The sequence below is a fragment of the Streptomyces sp. NPDC088254 genome (genome assembly GCF_044740925.1).
Classification (GTDB): domain Bacteria; phylum Actinomycetota; class Actinomycetes; order Streptomycetales; family Streptomycetaceae; genus Streptomyces.
This window is the reverse complement of the sequence record NZ_JBIURQ010000010.1, coordinates 361412-380998: the sequence shown is the minus strand read 5'-3', so window position 1 is coordinate 380998 and position 19587 is coordinate 361412. Positions and strand designations below refer to the sequence as shown.

At 71.6% G+C, this 19587-nt stretch carries 21 protein-coding genes and 1 pseudogene; 14 read left to right on the top strand and 8 right to left on the bottom strand.

Annotated elements, in window-relative coordinates; translation table 11 throughout:
* The 7 genes from ACIOC0_RS28835 (at position 1) to ACIOC0_RS28805 (ending at position 4797) form a co-directional block, all read left to right on the top strand.
* A complete protein-coding gene (locus ACIOC0_RS28835; RefSeq protein WP_130441638.1) occupies positions 1–666 on the top strand; it encodes a UbiX family flavin prenyltransferase in 666 nt (221 codons plus the stop codon).
* A gap of 65 nt (positions 667–731) precedes the next feature.
* A complete protein-coding gene (locus ACIOC0_RS28830) occupies positions 732–1187 on the top strand; it encodes an Lrp/AsnC family transcriptional regulator (RefSeq protein ID WP_130440828.1) in 456 nt (151 codons plus the stop codon).
* 50 nt (positions 1188–1237) lie between these two features.
* Positions 1238–2401 carry an aminofutalosine synthase MqnE gene (gene mqnE, locus ACIOC0_RS28825; RefSeq protein WP_351094710.1) on the top strand — a complete coding sequence of 388 codons (1164 nt, stop codon included), beginning with the start codon at positions 1238–1240 and terminating at the stop codon, positions 2399–2401.
* 172 nt (positions 2402–2573) lie between these two features.
* Positions 2574–3113 (top strand): uracil-DNA glycosylase family protein, encoded by a 540-nt coding sequence (locus ACIOC0_RS28820; protein WP_402158668.1) that lies wholly within the window; start codon positions 2574–2576, stop codon positions 3111–3113.
* Positions 3114–3157: 44 nt separating this feature from the next.
* Positions 3158–3682 carry a GNAT family N-acetyltransferase gene (locus tag ACIOC0_RS28815; protein ID WP_402158667.1) on the top strand — a complete coding sequence of 175 codons (525 nt, stop codon included), beginning with the start codon at positions 3158–3160 and terminating at the stop codon, positions 3680–3682.
* A gap of 106 nt (positions 3683–3788) precedes the next feature.
* The gene (locus ACIOC0_RS28810) at positions 3789–4088 is read left to right on the top strand and encodes a DUF4229 domain-containing protein (protein WP_402158666.1); all 300 of its coding nucleotides are present in this window, start codon (positions 3789–3791) and stop codon (positions 4086–4088) included.
* Positions 4089–4152: 64 nt separating this feature from the next.
* Positions 4153–4797, top strand: a complete 645-nt coding sequence (locus ACIOC0_RS28805) for a TetR/AcrR family transcriptional regulator (RefSeq protein ID WP_402158665.1) — start codon at positions 4153–4155, stop codon at positions 4795–4797.
* A gap of 9 nt (positions 4798–4806) precedes the next feature.
* Here the strand turns inward: ACIOC0_RS28805 and ACIOC0_RS28800 are convergent, their stop codons facing one another.
* Together ACIOC0_RS28800 and ACIOC0_RS28795 are read right to left on the bottom strand one after the other, a co-directional pair.
* Positions 4807–5682 carry a MaoC/PaaZ C-terminal domain-containing protein gene (locus tag ACIOC0_RS28800; RefSeq protein ID WP_402158664.1) on the bottom strand — a complete coding sequence of 292 codons (876 nt, stop codon included), beginning with the start codon at positions 5680–5682 and terminating at the stop codon, positions 4807–4809.
* On the bottom strand, positions 5682–6998 hold the full coding sequence (locus ACIOC0_RS28795; RefSeq protein ID WP_402158731.1) for a 3-oxoacyl-ACP reductase: 1317 nt from the start codon (positions 6996–6998) through the stop codon (positions 5682–5684). The genes ACIOC0_RS28800 and ACIOC0_RS28795 overlap by 1 nt, the downstream gene beginning before the upstream one ends.
* A 105-nt stretch (positions 6999–7103) precedes the next feature.
* Between ACIOC0_RS28795 and ACIOC0_RS28790 the strand changes: the two genes are divergently transcribed.
* Positions 7104–8396, top strand: a complete 1293-nt coding sequence (locus ACIOC0_RS28790; RefSeq protein WP_402158663.1) for an acetyl-CoA C-acetyltransferase — start codon at positions 7104–7106, stop codon at positions 8394–8396.
* A gap of 88 nt (positions 8397–8484) precedes the next feature.
* On the opposite strand, the gene ACIOC0_RS28785 is transcribed toward ACIOC0_RS28790, so the two are convergent.
* The gene (locus tag ACIOC0_RS28785; RefSeq protein WP_402158730.1) at positions 8485–9657 is read right to left on the bottom strand and encodes an IS200/IS605 family accessory protein TnpB-related protein; all 1173 of its coding nucleotides are present in this window, start codon (positions 9655–9657) and stop codon (positions 8485–8487) included.
* Between the two features lie 387 nt (positions 9658–10044).
* Here ACIOC0_RS28785 and ACIOC0_RS28780 point away from each other — a divergent pair, with 387 nt between their 5' ends.
* Positions 10045–11976 (top strand): AMP-dependent synthetase/ligase, encoded by a 1932-nt coding sequence (locus ACIOC0_RS28780; protein WP_402158662.1) that lies wholly within the window; start codon positions 10045–10047, stop codon positions 11974–11976.
* Here the strand turns inward: ACIOC0_RS28780 and ACIOC0_RS28775 are convergent.
* Together ACIOC0_RS28775 and ACIOC0_RS28770 are read right to left on the bottom strand one after the other, a co-directional pair.
* Entirely contained in the window at positions 11969–12208 is a 240-nt protein-coding gene (locus ACIOC0_RS28775) for a DUF397 domain-containing protein (RefSeq protein ID WP_402158661.1), read from the bottom strand. The genes ACIOC0_RS28780 and ACIOC0_RS28775 overlap by 8 nt on opposite strands.
* Positions 12205–12764: pseudogene (locus ACIOC0_RS28770) on the bottom strand (Scr1 family TA system antitoxin-like transcriptional regulator). The gene ACIOC0_RS28775 and the pseudogene ACIOC0_RS28770 overlap by 4 nt, the downstream one beginning before the upstream one ends.
* 215 nt (positions 12765–12979) lie before the next feature.
* Between ACIOC0_RS28770 and ACIOC0_RS28765 the strand changes: the two are divergent.
* On the top strand, positions 12980–13453 hold the full coding sequence (locus tag ACIOC0_RS28765) for an ATP-binding protein (protein ID WP_402158660.1): 474 nt from the start codon (positions 12980–12982) through the stop codon (positions 13451–13453).
* Here ACIOC0_RS28765 and ACIOC0_RS28760 read toward each other — a convergent pair.
* Positions 13401–14318, bottom strand: coding sequence for a LysR family transcriptional regulator (locus ACIOC0_RS28760; RefSeq protein ID WP_402158659.1), 918 nt, complete (start codon positions 14316–14318; stop codon positions 13401–13403). The genes ACIOC0_RS28765 and ACIOC0_RS28760 overlap by 53 nt on opposite strands.
* Before the next feature lie 183 nt (positions 14319–14501).
* Here ACIOC0_RS28760 and ACIOC0_RS28755 point away from each other — a divergent pair, with 183 nt between their 5' ends.
* The gene (locus tag ACIOC0_RS28755; protein ID WP_402158658.1) at positions 14502–15053 is read left to right on the top strand and encodes a DUF6817 domain-containing protein; all 552 of its coding nucleotides are present in this window, start codon (positions 14502–14504) and stop codon (positions 15051–15053) included.
* Positions 15054–15067: 14 nt separating this feature from the next.
* Here the strand turns inward: ACIOC0_RS28755 and ACIOC0_RS28750 are convergent, their stop codons facing one another.
* Positions 15068–15718: a class I SAM-dependent methyltransferase gene (locus ACIOC0_RS28750; protein WP_402158657.1), complete on the bottom strand. Its 651-nt coding sequence runs from the start codon at positions 15716–15718 to the stop codon at positions 15068–15070.
* 399 nt (positions 15719–16117) lie between these two features.
* Positions 16118–16321: a cold-shock protein gene (locus tag ACIOC0_RS28745; protein WP_003974443.1), complete on the bottom strand. Its 204-nt coding sequence runs from the start codon at positions 16319–16321 to the stop codon at positions 16118–16120.
* 288 nt (positions 16322–16609) lie between these two features.
* Here ACIOC0_RS28745 and ACIOC0_RS28740 point away from each other — a divergent pair, with 288 nt between their 5' ends.
* The 3 genes from ACIOC0_RS28740 (at position 16610) to mqnC (ending at position 19587) form a co-directional block, all read left to right on the top strand.
* The gene (locus ACIOC0_RS28740) at positions 16610–17458 is read left to right on the top strand and encodes a menaquinone biosynthetic enzyme MqnA/MqnD family protein (protein ID WP_402158656.1); all 849 of its coding nucleotides are present in this window, start codon (positions 16610–16612) and stop codon (positions 17456–17458) included.
* On the top strand, positions 17455–18300 hold the full coding sequence (locus ACIOC0_RS28735; RefSeq protein ID WP_402158655.1) for a prepilin peptidase: 846 nt from the start codon (positions 17455–17457) through the stop codon (positions 18298–18300). Before ACIOC0_RS28740 ends, ACIOC0_RS28735 begins: the two co-directional genes overlap by 4 nt.
* Positions 18301–18372: 72 nt before the next feature.
* Complete coding sequence (gene mqnC / locus ACIOC0_RS28730) at positions 18373–19587, top strand: cyclic dehypoxanthinyl futalosine synthase (RefSeq protein ID WP_402158654.1); 1215 nt, start codon at positions 18373–18375, stop codon at positions 19585–19587.

Here is a 19587-nt window from a genome sequence, read left to right as displayed (position 1 = left end):
GTGCCTTGGATCGTGGGGGTCTCCGGGGCGTCCGGTACGCCCTATGCCGCCGCTGTCCTGCGGGCGCTGCTCGCCGCGGGCGAGAGTGTCGACCTGGTGGTCAGCCGGGCCTCGCGGCTCACGCTGCTCGACGAGACGGGGATCTCGTTCCGGGACGCCCACTGGCGGGACGACCTGCGCGAATGGCTGGCGCGGGGGGCGGACGGCAAGCCGGACGCCTTCGACGTGAGCCTGGACGGGGTGCGGTACTGGGGCGCGGGGGACCTGGCGGCGGGGCCCTCCTCCGGGTCGTACGCGACGAAGGGGATGCTGATCGTCCCGGCGTCCACGGCCTGTGTGGCCGGGGTCGCCGTCGGACTGTCCAAGGACCTTCTCCAGCGCGCGGCGAGCGTGACGCTGAAGGAGCGCCGGCCGCTGGTCGTCGCCGTCCGGGAGACCCCGTTGAACGGGCAGACGCTGCGGCACCTCGTGGCGCTCGACGACGCGGGCGCGAGCGTGGTGCCCGCCTCCCCCGCCTTCTACGCGGGCGCGACCCACATCCAGGACCTGGTCGACTTCGTCGCGGGCCGGGTGCTGGACGCGGCGGGCGTCGGGCACGGGCTGTACCGCCGCTGGGAGGGCGAGCTGGGCCGGGCCCAGGGCGGCGGCGGAACCCGCACGCCCTGAACGCCATCTGAGCAAGTCGCAGTACGTCTCATCACTTCAGGAACTCTTTCGGAAGGCTCGATCGCATGGACGCGGTGGACAGGCAGCTCATCCAGGCCCTGAGGGAGAACGGCCGGGCCTCGTACGCGGAGTTGGGGCGCCTCGTCGGCCTGTCGGGACCCAGCGTCACCGACCGCATCAACCGGCTGGAGGCGGCCGGTGTGATCACCGGCTACCGCGCGACGGTGGACTCCGCCTCCCTCGGCCTGGGCGTGACCGCCCTCATCGGCATCTCCCTCTCCGACGCGGCCGACCACGAGGACGTGGCCGCCCGGATGAAGGACCTCAGCGAGATCGAGGACTGCTGGTTCATCGCCGGCGACGACTCGTTCATGCTCAAGGTGCGGGCCAACGACGTCGACGGCCTGGAGCGGATCATCCGGCGGCTGTCCGGGACGAAGGGCGTCTCCCGGACCCGCACCACCATCGTGCTCTCCACGAAGTGGGAGAACCGGGTGGGGGAGTTGCCCGAGGAGGTCTAGGACTTCCACGGGCGTACGGTGTACGAAGTCTGTCTACGAGAGGGATGATCATGGACGTCGGGCTCAAGCGCGAGCTGGAGGAGAAGGTCCGCTCCGGTGAGCGGCTGACCCGCGAGGACGGCATCGCGCTGTACGAGTCGGACGACCTGGCCTGGCTCGGCGGTCTCGCGCACGAGGTGCGGACGCGCAAGAACGGCGACGTCGTGCACTTCAACGTCAACCGGCACCTCAACATGACCAACGTGTGCACGGCGTCGTGCGCGTACTGCTCCTTCCAGCGCAAGCCGGGGGAGAAGGACGCGTACACGATGCGCATCGAGGAGGCCGTCAAGCTCGCCAAGGCGATGGAGTCGGAGAACCTCACCGAGCTGCACATCGTCAACGGCCTGCACCCGAACCTGCCGTGGCGCTACTACCCGCGCTCGCTGCGGGAGTTGAAGGCCGCCCTCCCGGACGTCTCGCTCAAGGCCTTCACGGCCACGGAGATCCACCACTTCGAGACGATCAGCGGTCTGTCGGCCTCCGAGATCCTCGACGAGCTGATCGACGCCGGTCTGGAGTCCCTCACCGGCGGCGGCGCGGAGATCTTCGACTGGGAGGTGCGCCGGCACATCGTGGACCACCGCACCCACTGGGAGGACTGGTCCCGCATCCACCGCCTGGCGCACGAGAAGGGGCTCAAGACCCCGAGCACCATGCTCTACGGCCACATCGAGGAGCCCCGCCACCGCGTCGACCACGTGCTGCGGCTGCGTGAGCTCCAGGACGAGACGGGCGGCTTCCAGGTCTTCATCCCGCTGCGCTACCAGCACGACTTCGTGGACATGCAGGACGGCAAGGTCCGCAACCGCCTCCAGGCCCGCACCCAGATGGCGACCGGCGCGGAGGCCCTGAAGACCTTCGCGGTCTCCCGTCTCCTCTTCGACAACGTCCCGCACGTCAAGGTCTTCTGGGTCATGCACGGCGTGCAGACCGCGCAGCTCGCGCTGCAGCACGGGGCGGACGACATGGACGGCTCGGTCGTCGAGTACAAGATCACCCACGACGCGGACAACTACGGCACGCCGAACAAGCTGACCCGCGAGGACCTGCTGGACCTCATCCGCGACGCCGGCTTCCGCCCCGTGGAACGCAACACCCGCTACGAGATCATCCGAGAGTACGAAGGCCCCGACCCCCTCCTCCGGGAATCCCCCCAGCCGATGCGAGTCTGACCTCGGACCGGCGGTCGTTTCAGCCCGTCTGGGGGTGCCCCCTCTGGGGGTTTTGAGGACGAGGGCCGTTCAGGGCCGATGGCGGGGGGCTGGGGGCGGCAGCCCCCAGGGCGGGACGGGAAAGGGCGGCGGGGGCGAGGAACACTCGCCCCGAACCGGGCACCCGTCCCGCATGGCCGGCACGAAGGCTGCCGAGGACGCGTACACCGCCGCGCCCTTCGTCCCGAGGACACCAACAGACCTCGCCCCCCTCCGCGAGGCCGCCGCCCACTGCCGAGGCTGCGTGGGCCCCGTCGGCGAGCTCCTCGACCGGGCCCTCGCCGACGCCGGCCTGGACCCCGCCGGCGCGTACGTCACCAACGCCGTCGAGCACTTCAAGTTCACCCCGGCCGAACCCCGCAAGCGCCGCATCCACAAGGCGCCGACCCTCAGGGAGGCGGCGGCCTGCGTCCCCTGGCCGGCGGCCGAACTGGCGATCGTGGAGCCCGAGCTGATCGTGGTGCCGGGGGCGACCGCCGGGAAGGCGCTGCTCGGCTCCTCGTTCAAGGTCACCGAGGCGCGCGGAACGCTCCTGGAGCGGGAGATCCACGGTCGCCCCGAGCGTCTGCTCCCCACCGTGCACCCCTCCTCCGTCCTGCGGGCCGACGACCGCGAGGCCGCGTACCGGGGCCTGGCCGCGGATCTGAGGACGGCGGCCCGCGCACTGTCGTGAGCATCACGGTGATTCCAGGCAGCAGTAAGGGCTAAAGTTGGCCCGTGCCACTTACCTTCACCCTTGATCCCGCCGTCACGCCCGACCTGCGCGACGGCATCCTCGACCTCTGGGCGGACGTCAGCAACGCCGGCGGAGCCGTCGGCTTCGTCGCGCCGGTCTCCCGGGAGGCGATCCGGCCCGAGCTGGTGCGGGCCCTCGCGCAGATCGCCGAGGGCCGCACCCGCCTGCTCGTCGGGCACGACGAGAGCGGCCGGGTCGCGGCGACCGCGTTCATCACCTTCAACACCCACCGGCTGATGACGCACTGGGTGTGGCTCTACACGGTGATGGTGCACCCGGAGCACCAGGGCAAGGGCCATGGCCGCGACCTGCTCGCCGCCGCCGCGCAGGCGGCCCGCGGTTTCGACGGGGTCGAGGCGATACGGCTGTCCTGCCGGGGCGGCCTCGGCCTGGAGGACTTCTACGCCTCCTGCGGGTACAAGGAGGTCGGCCGCGTCCCCGGCGCGATCAGGGTGGCGCCAGGCGACGACCGGGACGACATCACGCTGCTGCTGCCCCTGACCTGACCGGCCCCGCAACCCCCGTGCAAGATCGGTGCCCCGGCGTGCTTCACTGGACAACGGACCCATATCCGACGGACCCACGTCCGACCGACCGGAAGACTGGATTGAGATGCTCCGCTACACGTTGATGCGCCTCGGTGTGTTCGCAGGCTGCCTCGTGGCCGTCTGGGGTCTCGTCTACTTCGGTGTGGTTCCGCGCGGCCTCGGCCAGTCCAACGGCATGTGGATCATCCTGCTCGCGCTGGTGATCTCCGCGCCGCTCAGCTTCGTCCTGCTGCGCAAGGAGCGCGACCGCGCCTCGGAGACGGTCGTACGCCGGGTGGACCGGATGAAGGCCAACCTGGAGGCCAACCGCTCCCAGGAGGACGAGGCCGTCGACTCCGCCCGCACGCACGGGCAGACCTCGTAGCCTCACGGGACCTCGGGCCGGCGTACGGAAGTCCACCGCGCCGCCCCCCAACTAGGCTTGCCCCATGGGTGCCCTGAAGACCAAGCGGATGCCACGCGCCGTCCGTGAGCAGCAGATGCTGGACGCCGCCGTGGAGATCTTCGGGCGGCGGGGGTACATGGCCGCGTCGATGGACGAGATCGCCGAACTGGCGGGCGTGTCCAAGCCGTTGGTGTACCTGTACCTGAACTCCAAGGAAGACCTCTTCACCGCCTGCATCCGGCGCGAGGCGAAGGCGCTCGTGGACGCGGTGCGTTCCGGCGTCCGCGCCGACCTGCCCGCCGACCGCCAGCTGTGGGACGGCCTGCTGGCCTTCTTCGCGCACACCGGCCGGCACCCGCACGCCTGGTCCGTGCTGCACCTCCAGGCCCGCACCCACGGTGAGCCGTTCGCCGCCGAGGTCGCCGCGATGCGCGCGGAGATCGTCGTCTTCGTGACCCATCTGATCGCCGTCGCCGCCCGTGAGGCGCACCGGGCGCCCGACCTCCCCGAGCAGGAGGTCGGCGGGCTCGCCGAAGCCCTGGTGGGGGCCGCCGAGTCGCTGGCCGCCTGGGCCAACGCCACCGAGGGCGGCACGCCCCGGCAGGCGGCGGCGACGCTGATGAACTTCGCCTGGGCGGGCCTGGCCAACCTGATGGCGGGCCGCCCCTGGTCCCCGCCGGAGGCCTAGCCGGGTCCCTCAGCCGAGGGGCTCCACCCGTCCGCTCACGTGCAGCCGCCCCTCCTCACCCGGCCCGCGCAGCTCGAAGCGGGTGCCGTCCGCCGCGAAAGTCACCGTTCCGGGCAGCAGGACCGGTGCCCGGAAGCCGGCCCGCACCCGGACCGCCTCCGGGGTGCCGTGGGCGGCGAGGCAGCGGGCCGCGGTCCACATGCCGTGGGCGATGGCACGCGGGAAGCCGAACAGGCGGGCGGTGAGGGGATGCAGGTGGATGGGGTTGCGGTCACCCGAGGCGGCGCCGTAGCGGCGGCCCACGTCGGCGGCGAGCCGCCACTCGTCGAGCACGGGCAGCGGGGTCCGCGGGTCGTCTGCGGGAGACACCCCGTCCCCGGTGCCGGCCCCCGTCGAGGCCGCCCCCGGAGTGCGGTGCCGTGCGAGATACGTGCTGTGGGACTCCCACACCAGCTCGCCGCCGTCCCGTGCCTCGGTCACGACGGTCGCCTCGGTGCCGCGTCGGTGCGGTGCCAACCGGTCGACGTGCACGGCGAGTTCGTAGCACCCGGCGACCGGCAGCGGGCGGTGGCGGGTGATCTCGATCGACGTGTGGACCAGGCCGAGCAGCGGCAGCGGGAAGCGCCGGTCGCTCATCAGCCGCATGGCCAGCGGGAAGCCGAGGACGTGCGGATAGGTGACCGGCAGCGAGTCCTCGCCCGCACCGAAGCCGCACACCCGCTCGTACGCGGTCAGTCGGGCCTGGTCGATCCGCAGCCGGGGCAGGGCGAGACGGACGCGCGGATGGCCGGCGTCGGGGCGCGGCCGCTTGAACGGGGAGAGCAGCGCGCCCCGGGCGAGGAGCGGCGTGAGGGCGGGCTGCGCCGGCAGGGAGACGGTCGTCATCACGCCCCCAGCAGGCTCTGCCCGCACACCCGCACGACCTGCCCGTTGACCGCGCCGGACGCGGGATGGGCGAGCCAGGCGGTGGTCTCGGCGACGTCGACGGGCAGCCCGCCCTGGGCGAGCGAGTTCATACGACGGCCCGCCTCGCGGATGAACAACGGCACCGCGGCGGTCATCTTCGTCTCGATGAAGCCCGGCGCGACCGCGTTCACCGTCACCCCGTGCTCGGCGAGAGCGCGCGGCGCGAGGGCGCGGACGAGCCCGGCGACGCCCGCCTTGCTCGCGCCGTAGTTGGTCTGGCCCGCGTTGCCCGCGAGCCCGGCGATGGAGGCGGTCGCCACGATCCGCCCGCCGGGTCTCAACGCGCCCTTGGCGAGCAGCGCGTCGGTGGTCCGCAGCACGCTCGCCAGGTTGACGTCGAGCACCGAACTCCAGCGCTCGGCGGGCATGTTGACCAGCCGGCGGTCCCGGGTGACGCCCGCGTTGTGGATCAGCACGTCGATCCCGTCGGGGACTTCGGCGGCGATGCGCTCGCCGGCGTCGGCGGCCGTGATGTCGAGGGCGAGCGCGCCCGCGCCGCCGCCGAGGCGGCCGGCGAGGTCGCGAGCGTCCCGTTCCGCCGCAGGGACGTCCAGGAGGACGACCCGTGCGCCGTCCCGGGCGAGCGTCTCGGCGACGGCCGCGCCGATCCCGCGGGCGGCGCCGGTGACGAGGGCGGTACGGCCGGCGAGCGGGCGGCTCCAGTCGTCCGGGACGGTGACCGCGCCCGCGCCCACGCCGATCACCTGACCGCTGACGTAGGCCGACCTGGGGGAGAGGAGGAACCTCAGCGTGGACTCGGCGGCGGCCGCGTCGGTGAGCCGGACCAGGTTCACGGTCCTGCCCCGGCCGATCTCCTTGCCGAGCGAGCGCGTGAAGCCCTCCAGCGCCTGCTGCACGGCGGCCTGGTGGTGGTCCCCGGGGTCGAGGGGCGCGCCCAGCAGCACGATCCGCCCGCTCGCCGCGACCGACCGCACGACCGGGTGCAGGGCCGCGTGCACCTCGGCGAGGGTGTCGACGTCCCGGACGCCGGTCGCGTCGAGGACGACGGCCGCGAGGGTCGAGGAGGCCGAGGAGCCGGACGGCAGCCCCGTCCGGGCCAGTACGGGCGCGAGGTCGAGCGCCGACGCCCCGGCGGTGAGGTGGAGCAAGTCTCCGCCCAGCGAGGGGTGTTCGGCGCTCCAGCGCCTGAGCGCGGCCGGCTGCGGCAGCCCGAGCCGTCGGGTGAGGAAGCGGCCGGGCGCGGTGGCGGTGAGGCTCAGGTAGCGGTCGGCCACGTTCGACTCCTGGCGATTGCGGGGCATGACGACAGTGACGCCGGTCCTTACTCTGAAGTAAGGTTACCGTCGGTAAGCCTATGTCATCGTGAGGAGCAGGTCGAGATGATCCCCGTGAACCGGCCGCCGCGGGCCGTCCGCCGCGTCGCGATCGTCGGCGGCAGCCGGATCCCGTTCGCCCGCTCCGACGGCCCCTACGCCACCGCCTCCAACCAGGAGATGCTGACGGCGGCGGTGGACGGCCTGGCCAAGCGGTACGGGCTCGACGTGCCCGGCGTCGTGGGCGAACTGGTCGCCGGCGCCGTCCTCAAGCACAGCCGCGACTTCAACCTGGCCCGCGAGACCGTCCTCGGCTCGAAACTGGACCCGCGCACCCCGGCGTACGACATCCAGCAGGCCTGCGGCACCGGGCTCCAGGCGGTCGTCGCCGCCGCCAACAAGATCGCCCTCGGGCAGACCGAGTCCGCGATCGCGGGCGGCGCCGACACCGCGAGCGACGCCCCGCTCGGCGTCAACGACCGGCTGCGCCGCATCCTCCTCGAAGCCCGCCGCGCCAAGACCACCGGCGCCCGCCTCAAGGCCCTCGCCCAGGTGCGCCCCGCCCATCTGATCCCCGACATCCCGCGCAACGCCGAGCCGCGCACCCGGCTGTCCATGGGCGAGCACGCGGCGGTCACCGCCCGCGCCTGGGGCGTCGGCCGCGCGGCGCAGGACGAGCTGGCCGCGACCAGCCACCGACGGCTGGCGGCCGCCTACGACGACGGCTTCTTCCAGGACCTGGTCGTCCCCTTCCGGGGCCTCGACCGTGACCAGAACCTGCGCCCCGACTCGACCGTCGAGCAACTCGGCCGTCTGAAGCCGGTGTTCGGACTCGACGCACCCGACCCGACGATGACGGCGGGCAACTCCACCCCGCTCACCGACGGCGCGGCCGTGGTCCTGCTGGCCTCCGAGGAGTGGGCCGACGCGCGCGGCCTGGAACCGCTGGCCTACCTGACGGCGTACGAGACGGCCGCGGTGGACTTCGTGCACGGGGATGTCGCCGGCGGCGAGGACGGCCTGCTGATGGCGCCCGCGTACGCGGTGCCGCGCATGCTGGAGCGATCCGGCCTCGGCATCGAGGACTTCGACCTGGTCGAGATCCACGAGGCGTTCGCCTCCCAGGTGCTGGCGACGCTGGCGGCCTGGGAGAAGCGCGGGCTCGCCCCGGTCGACCGGGACCGCCTGAACACGGCCGGCTCCTCCCTCGCCACCGGCCACCCCTTCGCCGCGACGGGCGCCCGCATCGTGGCCACCCTCGCCAAGCTGCTCGCGGAGCGCGAGGGGCCGTCCAGGGGCCTGATCTCGATCTGCGCGGCCGGCGGCCAGGGCGTCACGGCGATCCTCGAACGCCCTTGACCCGTACGGCACTCCGAGGCTGCACAGCCTGACCCCCGGAACACCTCCGAACCCGCACACACCCCCCACGCGAACGTCGTACGATCCCCTACCCAACCGGCGGTAACCGTCCCCAGAGACTGAGCGGGAGTGAGTCCTGTTGCCAGAACCCATGCTCAGTCGAACGCCCCGGACGGTGTTGGGCGTTCTGGTTGCCCGCGTTCGCTCCGCGTCCGGCGCGCAGGGATCGTGTCCGTGGTCCGGGGATGCGGGGGCGGGTTTCCTCACGCCCAGGAACACCCGGCCCGGCCTGGACGGTCCGATGCCCCGCACGATCACTCCGGTCGTGTGGGGGCGGTGCCGTCCGTCGCCGGATCGGGTGGTGTCCCTGAGCGCGCCTTCCGATCGCCACGGCCGCTGCATCGTGGCGAGTGGGTTTGCGGGTGGTGCTGGTGAGGGGCCTTTGCCAGTGCTGGGCGCCCCAGCGGCTGGTGTAGGCGGGGTCGACGGCGATCACCGCGATGCCCGTGGCGTCGGCCATCGACGCCAGCCGGGCACGGAGCCTGCCGGTGGGCATGCCCGAGATCAGCCGGCGGAAGCGCTTGTTGCCGCCGTGCTTCTCGCGGGTCTTCTCTGCGGCGAAGTCCAGGTCCTCCACGGCGATCGCCTTCACACCACAGGTGCGGGCCAAGCGCAGGAGGCGGGTGAGGGCGTGGCGGACCTGGGCGTCGCGGCCGGACTCGCCGTCCGCCTGGCAGAACCAGCGCTCCGCCTCCCACCGCCCGCGCCAGACGGACTCCGTCAGCTGGGCCGCCTGCAGGTGATGCCGGGCGCGGGCCAGGTGTTTGCCGCCGCGCACGACGTGCACGCGGCCGGCCTCGCGGTCGGCCCTCGCCGCAGCCAGCCGGTCCTGGACCACCCCCAGCCGCCGAGATTTGGCGTGCCACTCCCGCTTCGACCGGTAACCCCCGGGCGTCTTCTTCGTGCCCTTCTGCCCGACCGGCTGGGACAGGCGGTGCTCGATGCGCTGGATGCCGGCTTCCAGATTCTGGATGTGCGCGAGCCGGCAGCGGCGGGCCAGCGCCCACTGGTCGTGCGTGGCCTTGGAGATGCTGCCCGCCCACCGCGACGACGACACAGCCGTCAGTTCCCGCTTACGCACCGCCCATGTCCGGGCGGAGTGCTCCAGCCCGTCCCGGCAGCGCGCCTTGAGGTCTCTCGAAGCCAGCGACCCCAGATGCGCGCCCACCAGACGCAGCACCTCCTCATCAGCGGGCGTCAGCTGCTTCAGGCGGGTCCGGACAGCCACACCACCCGGAGCGGGCGCGACGAACGGCTCCGCAACACGCCTCAGCTCACCCACCCCGTCACCCCCGCCCAGTGTCACCGAAGAGCCCTGCCGCCATGACCAACGACCACCACCCGGGAAAGTCGCGCATTCGACACACAAACGCCAGTTCCCCCGCCGACAAGCGACCTCACGACCGCGATACGCAACACGACACAGATCCCGCACTCACCCCCGCTCACTCGAACACTTCTGAGCACACACCAGCAGCAAAAGCTGCAACCCCTCACCGGGGGCCAACCCGGTGAACGCCTCGACACGCGAGGCACGTACCTCATGCAGCAAGCAGTCATGTGCCGCTGCACGCCCAGGGAGCCGCCCGTGTCCACCCCGTACCCCGAGCCCGCCCCGGACTACGCCGACCCCGACGCTCCCCCCGTGCTGGTGGAGCCGGAGACGCGCCGCCTGGACGGCGCGGTGCGGGAGGCGTCCGTGCCGGCGCTCGCGCGCCCGGTGACCTACGGCTCGCTCGCCGACCTGCCCTTCGAGAACGCGGCCGCAGCCCCGGACGCGGTGGTCCTCAGTCGCAAGACGGCGGACGGCGAGTGGACGGACGTCACGGCGGAGCAGTTCGCCGCCCAAGTCCACTCCGTGGCGAAGGGGTTGATCGGCGAGGGCCTGGTGCCCGGCGACCGGATCGCCATCATGGCCCGAACGACCTACGAGTGGACGCTGCTCGACTTCGCCGCCTGGGCGGCCGGACTGGTCACCGTGCCCGTCTACCCCACCTCCTCCGTCTTCCAGACCCGCTGGATCCTCCAGGACTCCGGCGCGGTCGCCCTCGTCACCGAGACCATGGGCCAGGCGGCGGCCGTCGGCCCCGAACGCGACCGGCTGCCCGACCTCCAGCACATCTGGGTGATGGAGAAGGGGCACCTCGACCGGCTGGCGGAACTCGGCGACCAGCACACAGCCGATGCCGAAGTCGACATCCGCAGAGGCATGTTGGTGCCCGACACCCTCGCCACCCTCATCTACACCTCCGGCACCACCGGCCGCCCCAAGGGCTGCGCGCTGACCCACGGCAACTTCTTCACCGAGGTCGACAACGCGATCGAACTCCTCTACCCCGTCTTCAAGTCGGACACCGAGGACCTCTCCGTCCTGCTCTTCCTCCCCATGTCCCACGTCTTCGGCCGGATGGTCGCCATCGCCTGCGTCCGCGCCCGCGTCCGCCTCGGCCACGCGCCGAGCCTCAAAGCAGACGAACTCCTCCCGGATCTCGCCGCGTTCAGACCCACCTGCCTTCTCGCGATCCCCTACATGCTGGAGAAGATCTTCAACTCCGCCCGCGCGAAGGCCGAGTCGGGCGGCCGGGTCGGCGCCTTCGACCGCGCCGTCAACACCGCCGTCCGCTACGGCGAGGCCGTCGAGGCCCACAAGACCGGTACCGGCAACGGCCCCGCCGCCACCGTGCGAGCCGCCCGCACCTTCTACGACCCGCTCGTCTACCGCCGCCTGCGCAACGCCATGGGCGGCCGGGTCCGGCACGCCATCTGCGGCGGCTCCCCGCTGGGCCGCCGCCTCGCCGCGTTCTACCTGGGCGCGGGCATCGAGATCTACGAGGGTTACGGCCTGACCGAGACCACGGGCGCGACCACCGTCACCCCGCCCCTCAAACCCCGTCTCGGCACGGTGGGTTGGCCGCTCCCCGGGACGAAGATCCGCATCGCGGCCGACGGTGAGATCCTCGTCGCCGGCGAGCACGTGCTGCGCGGCTACTGGGACCCGGCGGCCGGCGGAGTCGTCCCCGCCACCCCCGACGGCTGGCTGGCCACCGGCGACATCGGGGAGCTCGACGACGAGGGCTATCTGACGATCACCGGCCGCAAGAAGGAGATGATCATCACGGCGGGTGGCAAGAGCGTCGCCCCCGCCCCGCTGGAGAACTGGCTGCGCTCGCACCCCCTGATCTCCCAGTGCATCGTCCTAGGCGACGCCCGCCCCTACGTCTCCGCGCTGATCACGCTCGACGTGGACGGCCTCACCCACTGGCGCCAGATGAACGGCAAGCACCCCGTCCCGCCGGAGCTGCTGATCGGCGACGAGGAACTCAACGACGTGCTCCAGCGGGCGGTCGACGAGGCCAACAAGCTCGTCTCCCGCCCGGAGTCGATCCGCCGTTTCGCCGTACTGCCCCGCGACTTCACCGAGGCGGACGGTCACCTCACCCCGTCGATGAAGCTGCGGCGCGAGGCGATCCTGCGGGACTTCGCGAAGGAGGTGGAGGGGCTCTACCCGGAGGTCACTTGAGCGCGGAGGTGAACGCGGCCCAGGTGGCGGGGGAGAGGTCCAGCACGGGACCGGAGGGGTTTTTGGAGTCGCGGATGTGGATGGTGGTGGGGCAGGTGGCTACTTCCACGCAGTCCCCGCCTTCGCCGTCGCTGTGCGTCGACTTGTGCCAGGTGTAGGCGGTTTCGAGGCATTCGCCGCCCCCGCCGCTGCTGTAGCTGCTCTTGAACCATCTGGGCTCGCGCGCGCTCATAGCCGTCCCCGCAGATTCTCGATGTGGCCCAGCGACTCGTTCGGCGTTAGGGCCTGCGCCCTGAGCAGTCCATAGCGCTCGTTGAGTACGCGTACTTCTTCCATGTCCGTGATGAGCCGTGGATACGTGTGGATCTCCACGTACGCTACCTGCTCGGCCTTTCTGACCGTCAACAGGTTGAACGGACCGTCCATGCTGGGCTGTTCCTCGCGGTTCATCGGCATCACCTGGAGTTCGACCGTCCGCAGGCTGCCGATCTGCGCACCAGCTGGTTGCTGTACACGTGGATGGCCTTGGCCTCCGCCTCAAGGTTGGCGTACCCCCGGTACCACTCCGGATGCCGAGTCCGAACGCGCCCCATGGCCTCCCGCACCTCAGGGATCGCGTCCTTCAGCATGCCGCCGGCGTCCAGCAGCACGTCGGCCTGCTCCAGCACCTCGGGGCGGATGAGCCGTACGCCGCGCTCCATCGCGGAGATGGCGTCCGGGCCGTACCCCACCAGTTGCCCGAACTCCTTCTGCGTCAGCCCCTTACGCTCACGGAGCCGCTTCAGCATCTTGCCCAACGCTGTGAACAGCCCCGTCGTCCCGTCGGCCTCCGCCGGGGTCTCCGGCCTGCGCTCCCGTTAGTCCGTCATGGCACTGCACTGCCCTCACGTCGCTGATGTCACTGTCGACAGCACGTACGCCTCCTCCAGCGCATCCGTACGGCTACGGAGAGTCGCCAGGTCGCCCCTGGTCAGAGTAGAGACAACCGGCCACGCTCGGTGAGGTGAACTCCGAAAATTCCACCCGGATCCCGACCCCCCTCGGCGAGCTCGCCCTGCGGCTGAGCGCGACGCCCCGGGGCGCACGCCTGGCGCGGAGGCTGACCGCGCAGCAGCTCGACGCGTGGGGCTACGCGCACGACGGCGAGGTGAGCGACACCGCGCAGCACGTGGTCGCGGAGCTGGCGGCCAACGCCGTCACGCACGGACGGGTGCCGGGACGGGACTTCGAGCTGCGTCTGCTGCTGCTCCCGGAGGGCCTGCTGCGGATCGAGGTGAGCGACGCGCGGGGGGACAAGGGGCTGCGGATCGTGACGGAGGCGGACGCGGAGGGCGGGCGGGGGCTGGTCCTCGTCACCGCGCTGGCCACGACGTGGGGAGTCGCGGAGCGGGAGGTGGGAAAGACGGTGTGGGCCGAGCTGGCGCTCAGTCCGCCGCACCGGGAGACGCCGAGGCCGTCCGTCCGCGCTGCTCGATGACGAGGTCGGCGAAGGCCCGCGCCGGCGGGCTCAGGGCGTCCCAGCGGCGTACGGCCCAGCCGACGGGGAGGGGTCGCAGCGCGGGGACGGGGATCAGGCGCAGGGCGCCGTCGGCGGGCTGGGACAGGCCAGGCAGGGCGGGGACGATCGCGCGGCCCACGCCCAGCTCGGCGAGGAGCAGCGCGGTGTCCCAGTCGGCGACGCCGGTGTCGTAGGAGAAGCGGACGCCCAGCCGGGCGCAGGAGGCGTCAAGATGGGCGGCTGAGGCGGAGTTCGGGGGCAGCCGGATGAGCCGTACGTCGCGCAGGTCGGCGACGTCGACGTGGGGGAGGCCGGCGAGCGGGTCGTCGGCGGGTACGGCGAGCATCCAGGGGAGGTCGACGACCCGCCGCTGCTCGATGCCGCGCACCGGAGGGCCGAGGGTGATCCAGGCCAGGTCGAGTGTGCCGTCGGCGAGCGCGTCGAAGGAACCGCGGCCCGAACTCACCGTGCGGAACTCCAGGTTGACGCCGGGATGGGCGCGGCGGTACGCGACGAGGGCGTCGGACATGAAGTGCCGTACGGTCGTCGCGCCGGTGGCGACGCGGACGTACCCGCTGACGCCGTCGGACAGGTCGCGCACCTGCCGCAGGGCCAGGCCGAGTCCGGCGATGCCCTCCGCAGCGGCTGCCTCCAGGATCCGGCCGGCCTGCGTCGGCACGACTCCGCGCGGCCGGCGTTCCAGCAGCCCTACGCCCGTCTCCCGTTCGAGGCGCTTGACGTGCTGGCTCACGGCCGACTGCGTGCACCCCAGTTCCCGCGCGACCGCGCTCAGGCTGCCCGCCCGGCACACGGCCACGAACACCCGCAGATCCTCCAGCGTCATGAGGGCCAAGCTTAGACTTGGGGGTGGCCACAAATCCTTAGGATTGACTGAGCAGTTGGGGCCGTACGACGATCTCCCCGGGGCCCTGGGCGGCAACCCGCTCCGCACCCTCGTGGGCGTCCGGACACCAAGGGGTGGGAGCGGGTGCCGACCCTCGTCGCCCGGAGGAAGGGGGCCGCTGCCATGACCGAAACCGTGTCTGCGGAGGGAGCCGAGACGCTGCTGCGGGATCTGGGCGCGGGCGCGCTGGCGCACCCGGGTGGCACGCTCCTCGCCCATGTGCGCCGCGTACGCTCCCGGCTCGCCGCGTGGGAGGCGCGCCCGGCGCTGCAGATCGCCGGCCTCTGCCACGCCTTCTACGGCACCGACGGCTTCCCGGACGGCCTGCTCCCGCTGGAGCGCCGTTCCGAGATCGCCCGGGTGATCGGGCGGGAGGCGGAGGCGATCGTGTACCTGTACGCGAGCTGCGACCGCGGGGCGACGTACCCGGGCCTGGCCGGCCCGGCCCCCTGCTTCCACGACCGTTTCTCCGGCGTCCAGTGGACGCCCGCGCCCCGCACCCTGCGCGACTTCGCCGACCTCACCGCCGCCAACGAGCTCGACCTCGCCGCGCACGACCCGGAGTTCCGCGACCGGTGGGGCCCGGACCTGCTGGCGCTGTTCACCCGCCTCCGCCCGCTGCTGAGCCGTGCGGCGTGGGAGGACTGCCGGAAGATCCTGCCGAAGGCGGCGTGAGGAGGGAGGTCCCTTCACTCGCCCTGCGGCTTGCGGGCGATCAGATAGGCCTGCCGGACCTTCTCGCCGAAGGAGGGCTCATGCTCCCGCACGGTCCATGAACGCATCTCGAACCCGCCCGCGACGAGCAACTCGGTCATCAGCTCGGGCTCCCGCCGCAGGAAGTCCAGCGCCACGGGGTGCCCCCAGGGCTGGTCGTGGCGCTGGACCTCGTCCCCGGCCTGGAAGGCGAGCAGCAGATGCCCGCCGGGGCGCAGGACCCGCAGGAACTCGGCGAAGAGCGCCGGCAGCTCCGGTTCGGGCGTGTGGATGGACGAGTACCAGGACACGACCCCGTCGACGGAGCCGTCCTCGTGCGGGAGGTCCGTCATCGACCCGAGCTCGAACGCAATCCCCGGATTCTCCCGTCGGGCGACGGCGAGCATCCCCTCCGAGAGGTCCACCCCGGACACCACCAGCCCGAGCGACCCGAGGTACCGGGTGACCCGCCCCGGCCCACACCCCAGATCGACCACCACCCCACCCCGCCCGACGATCTCGGCAAACCCCCCGAGCACCGCCCGGTCCATGGGCCGAGCCGGCTCCTCGGAGAAGAGCTCGGCGTAATCACCGGCGACGGCGTCGTAGAAGGTACGGGTGTCGGAGAGAAAGTCGCGCGCGGTCATGAGCTGCGAGGCTAGCGGGAGCGGGTGAGCCCGTCCGGCGTTTGAGGACGAGGCCCGTCCAGGGCCGAAGCGGGGGCCTCGGGGCGGCAGCCCCCAGGGACGGGACGGGAAGGGGCGGCGGGAGCGAACCACCACACCGAAGCGACACGCCCCCACCCCCACCCGGGTGACCCCACAACCGACCAGAACCCCCCACCTCCACGCCGCCCACCACCACCGCCCACCGACCAACCTCCGATCGGCGGCAGCCAAACCACTCCCCCGAGTGAAGCCCCCCTGCCCGAGCGCCGCAGGCAAAGGCGGGCGAAGACAGGCAAAGGCAGGAGCCCCACCGCCACAACCGTGGCGCGGGGCTCCTTGGGTACTGCTCTCAGACTTGCGATGTCACGGACGTGACGATCAGACGGGGGTGACGTTCTCCGCCTGCGGGCCCTTCGGGCCCTGAGTCACGTCGAAGGAGACCTGCTGGTTCTCCTCCAGGGAACGGAAGCCCTGCGCGTTGATCGCCGAGTAGTGGACGAAGACGTCGGGGCCGCCGCCTTCCTGGGCGATGAAGCCAAAGCCCTTTTCGGCGTTGAACCACTTCACGGTTCCGGTAGCCATAAGCCCTCCTTGGGCCCAAAGGGTTGCCCTGCTCCAGAACCCTGCAAGCGTGAAAGCAAGTGCCGCACAACTGCATACGTCTGAAAACGACGAGAGCCCGCGGTTACATGCTCCGCAGGCTCTGTACTGCAAGGGAAACCAAACTGCAACTTGCGGCGAGCCTAGCACGCAGGCAGCCGAACGCAATAGAGGTCAAGATCACGTCACCCGAATGTTTGAACATCCGGAGAAGCGGTTGACCGAGGGGTCGGGGACAGGAGCGTACCGGACGGGGTCTAGTCTCGCGATGTGGACAATTCTCGCAACCGACCCCGCGTGGGCCACATCCAGTTCCTCAACTGCCTGCCCCTCTACTGGGGGCTCGCGAGAACCGGCACGCTCCTCGACTTCGAGCTGACCAAGGACACCCCTGAGAAGCTCAGCGAACAGCTGGTGAGCGGGGACCTGGACATCGGCCCCGTCACCCTCGTCGAGTTCCTGAAGAACGCCGACGACCTGGTCGCCTTCCCCGACATCGCGGTCGGCTGCGACGGCCCGGTGATGTCCTGCGTGATCGTCTCCAAGGTCCCCCTGGTGGAACTGGACGGCGCGCGCGTCGCCCTGGGCTCCACCTCACGCACCTCGGTGCGCCTGGCCCAGCTCCTCCTGTCGGACCGCTACGGCGTCCGCCCCGACTACTACACCTGCCCGCCCGACCTGAGCCTGATGATGCAGGAGGCGGAGGCCGCCGTCCTGATCGGCGACGCGGCCCTGCGGGCCAACCTCCTGGACGGCCCGACGTACGGCCTGGAGGTCCACGACCTCGGCGCGCTCTGGAAGGAGTGGACGGGCCTGCCGTTCGTCTTCGCGGTCTGGGCGGCCCGCCGCGACTACCTGGAACGCGAGCCGGTCATCACCCGCAAGGTCCACGAGGCCTTCCTCGCCTCCCGCAACCTCTCCCTGGAGGAGGTCACCAAGGTCGCCGAACAGGCAGCCCGCTGGGAGGCCTTCGACGAACGGGTCCTGGAGCAGTACTTCACCACCCTCGACTTCCGCTTCGGCCCCGCCCAACTCGCAGCGGTAACGGAATTCGCCCGCCGCGTCGGCCCCACAACAGGCTTCCCGGCAGACGTGAAGGTGGAACTCCTCACCCCGTGACTTCGACATTCGGCGACGCGACCCTGCTCGTCGTCGCAGCGGCGTGGGGTGCGGTGGTGGGGGCTCTGCTGCCTCGGGCCGCGTACCGGTTCTCGGTGGCGTTGCCGCCGAGGGGGGCGGACGGTGAGGCGGGGGCCGACGGGGCCGGGGCGGACGGCGAAGAGGGATCGCCTGTGCCCGGGTGGCGCGACCGTTGTCCTCAGGGGCACCCCGTCCGCGGCTGGATCGGTCCCGCGCGCTGTCCCCGTTGCGCCGAAGGCGCCGGTGCCGGTGCGGGCACACGGGGACGCGGTGGGGCGTACGGTCCCGGCGGGGCGCTCTTCGCCGGCGTCACCGCCGGCCTGTGCGCCGTCCTCGGCTTCGCCACCGGTCCCCGGCCCGAGTTGGCCGTCTGGCTGCTGCTCGCGCCCGTCGGGGTGCTGCTCGCCGTCGTCGATCTGCGGGTGCAGCGGCTGCCCGATCCACTCACCCTGCCCTTCGCGGCGATCGCCCTCGCCCTGCTCGGCGTGGCCGCGCTGCTGCCGGAGCACGCCGGCGAGTGGACGACGGCCCTCCTGGCGTCCCTCGCGCTCAGCGCCGGCTACCTCGTACTGCACCTCGTCAACCCCGGCGGCATGGGCTTCGGCGACGTGAAGCTCGCGCTCGGCGCGGGCGCCGTCCTCGGCTGGTACGGCTGGGCCACCGTCATGCTGGGCACCTTCGCCGGGTTCCTGCTCGGCGCGCTGTACGGCGGCGCGCTCCTCGCCGCGCGCAAGGCCGACCGCAAGACGACGATCCCGTTCGGGCCGTTCCTGATCGCGGGCGCCTACGTGGGGCTGCTGCTGGGCGCGTACACGGCCTGACGTCGGTCGTGACGAAGGGCTGGCGTACGCTGACTTGGTCCGTCCACAACCCTTGACGAAAGGGACGCTCCGGTGACCGAGAAGGCCGACCTCACCTCTGTTGACGTCACAGCCGTCCTCGAACGTGCCGCCGCGGGCGGACGGATCACGCCCGAGGAGGCGCTCGTCCTCTACCGCGACGCGCCCCTGCACGCGCTGGGCGCCGCAGCCGACGCCGTGCGCCGCCGTCAGTACGCCGGCATCGAGCACATCGCGACGTACATCATCGAGCGGAACATCAACTACACGAACGTGTGCGTCACGGCGTGCAGGTTCTGCGCCTTCTACGCGGCGCCGAAGGACACGGCCAAGGGCTGGACCCGCGACCTGGACGACATCCTGCGCCGGTGCGCGGAGACCGTGGAGCTGGGCGGCACCCAGATCATGTTCCAGGGCGGCCACCACCCGGACTACGGCGTCGAGTACTACGAGAAGCACTTCTCCGCCATCAAGCAGGCCTTCCCGCAGCTCGTCATCCACAGCCTTGGGGCGAGCGAGGTCGAGCACATGGCCCGCATCTCCAAGGTGTCGGTCGAGGAGGCCATCCAGCGCATCCACGCGGCGGGCCTGGACTCCTTCGCCGGCGCCGGCGCCGAGCTGCTGCCCGAGCGGCCGCGCAAGGCCATCGCCCCGCTGAAGGAGTCCGGCGAGCGCTGGCTTGAGATCATGGAGGCGGCGCACAACCTCGGCGTCGAGTCCACGTCGACCATGCTGATGGGCACCGGTGAGACCAACGCCGAGCGCATCGAGCACCTGCGGATGATCCGTGACGTACAGGACCGGACGGGCGGCTTCCGCGCCTTCATCCCGTACACGTACCAGCCCGAGAACAACCACCTGAAGGGCCGCACCCAGACGACCCTGTTCGAGTACCTGCGGATGATCGCGATCGCCCGCCTGTTCCTCGACAACGTCCGCCACATCCAGGGCTCCTGGCTGACGACGGGCAAGGAGGTCGGCCAACTCTCCCTGCACTACGGCGCGGACGACCTCGGCTCCATCATGCTGGAGGAGAACGTAGTCTCCTCGGCCGGCGCCAAGCACCGCTCCAACCGCCTGGAGATCATCGACCTGATCCGCAAGGCGGGCCGCGTCCCGGCGCAGCGCTCCACGACGTACGAGCACCTGGTCGTCCACGAGGACCCGGCGAACGACCCCGTGGACGAGCGGGTCGTCTCCCACATCTCCTCGACCGCGATCGAAGGCGGCACCGCTCACCCCGAGTTGAAGCTGCTCGCGCCCAACTGA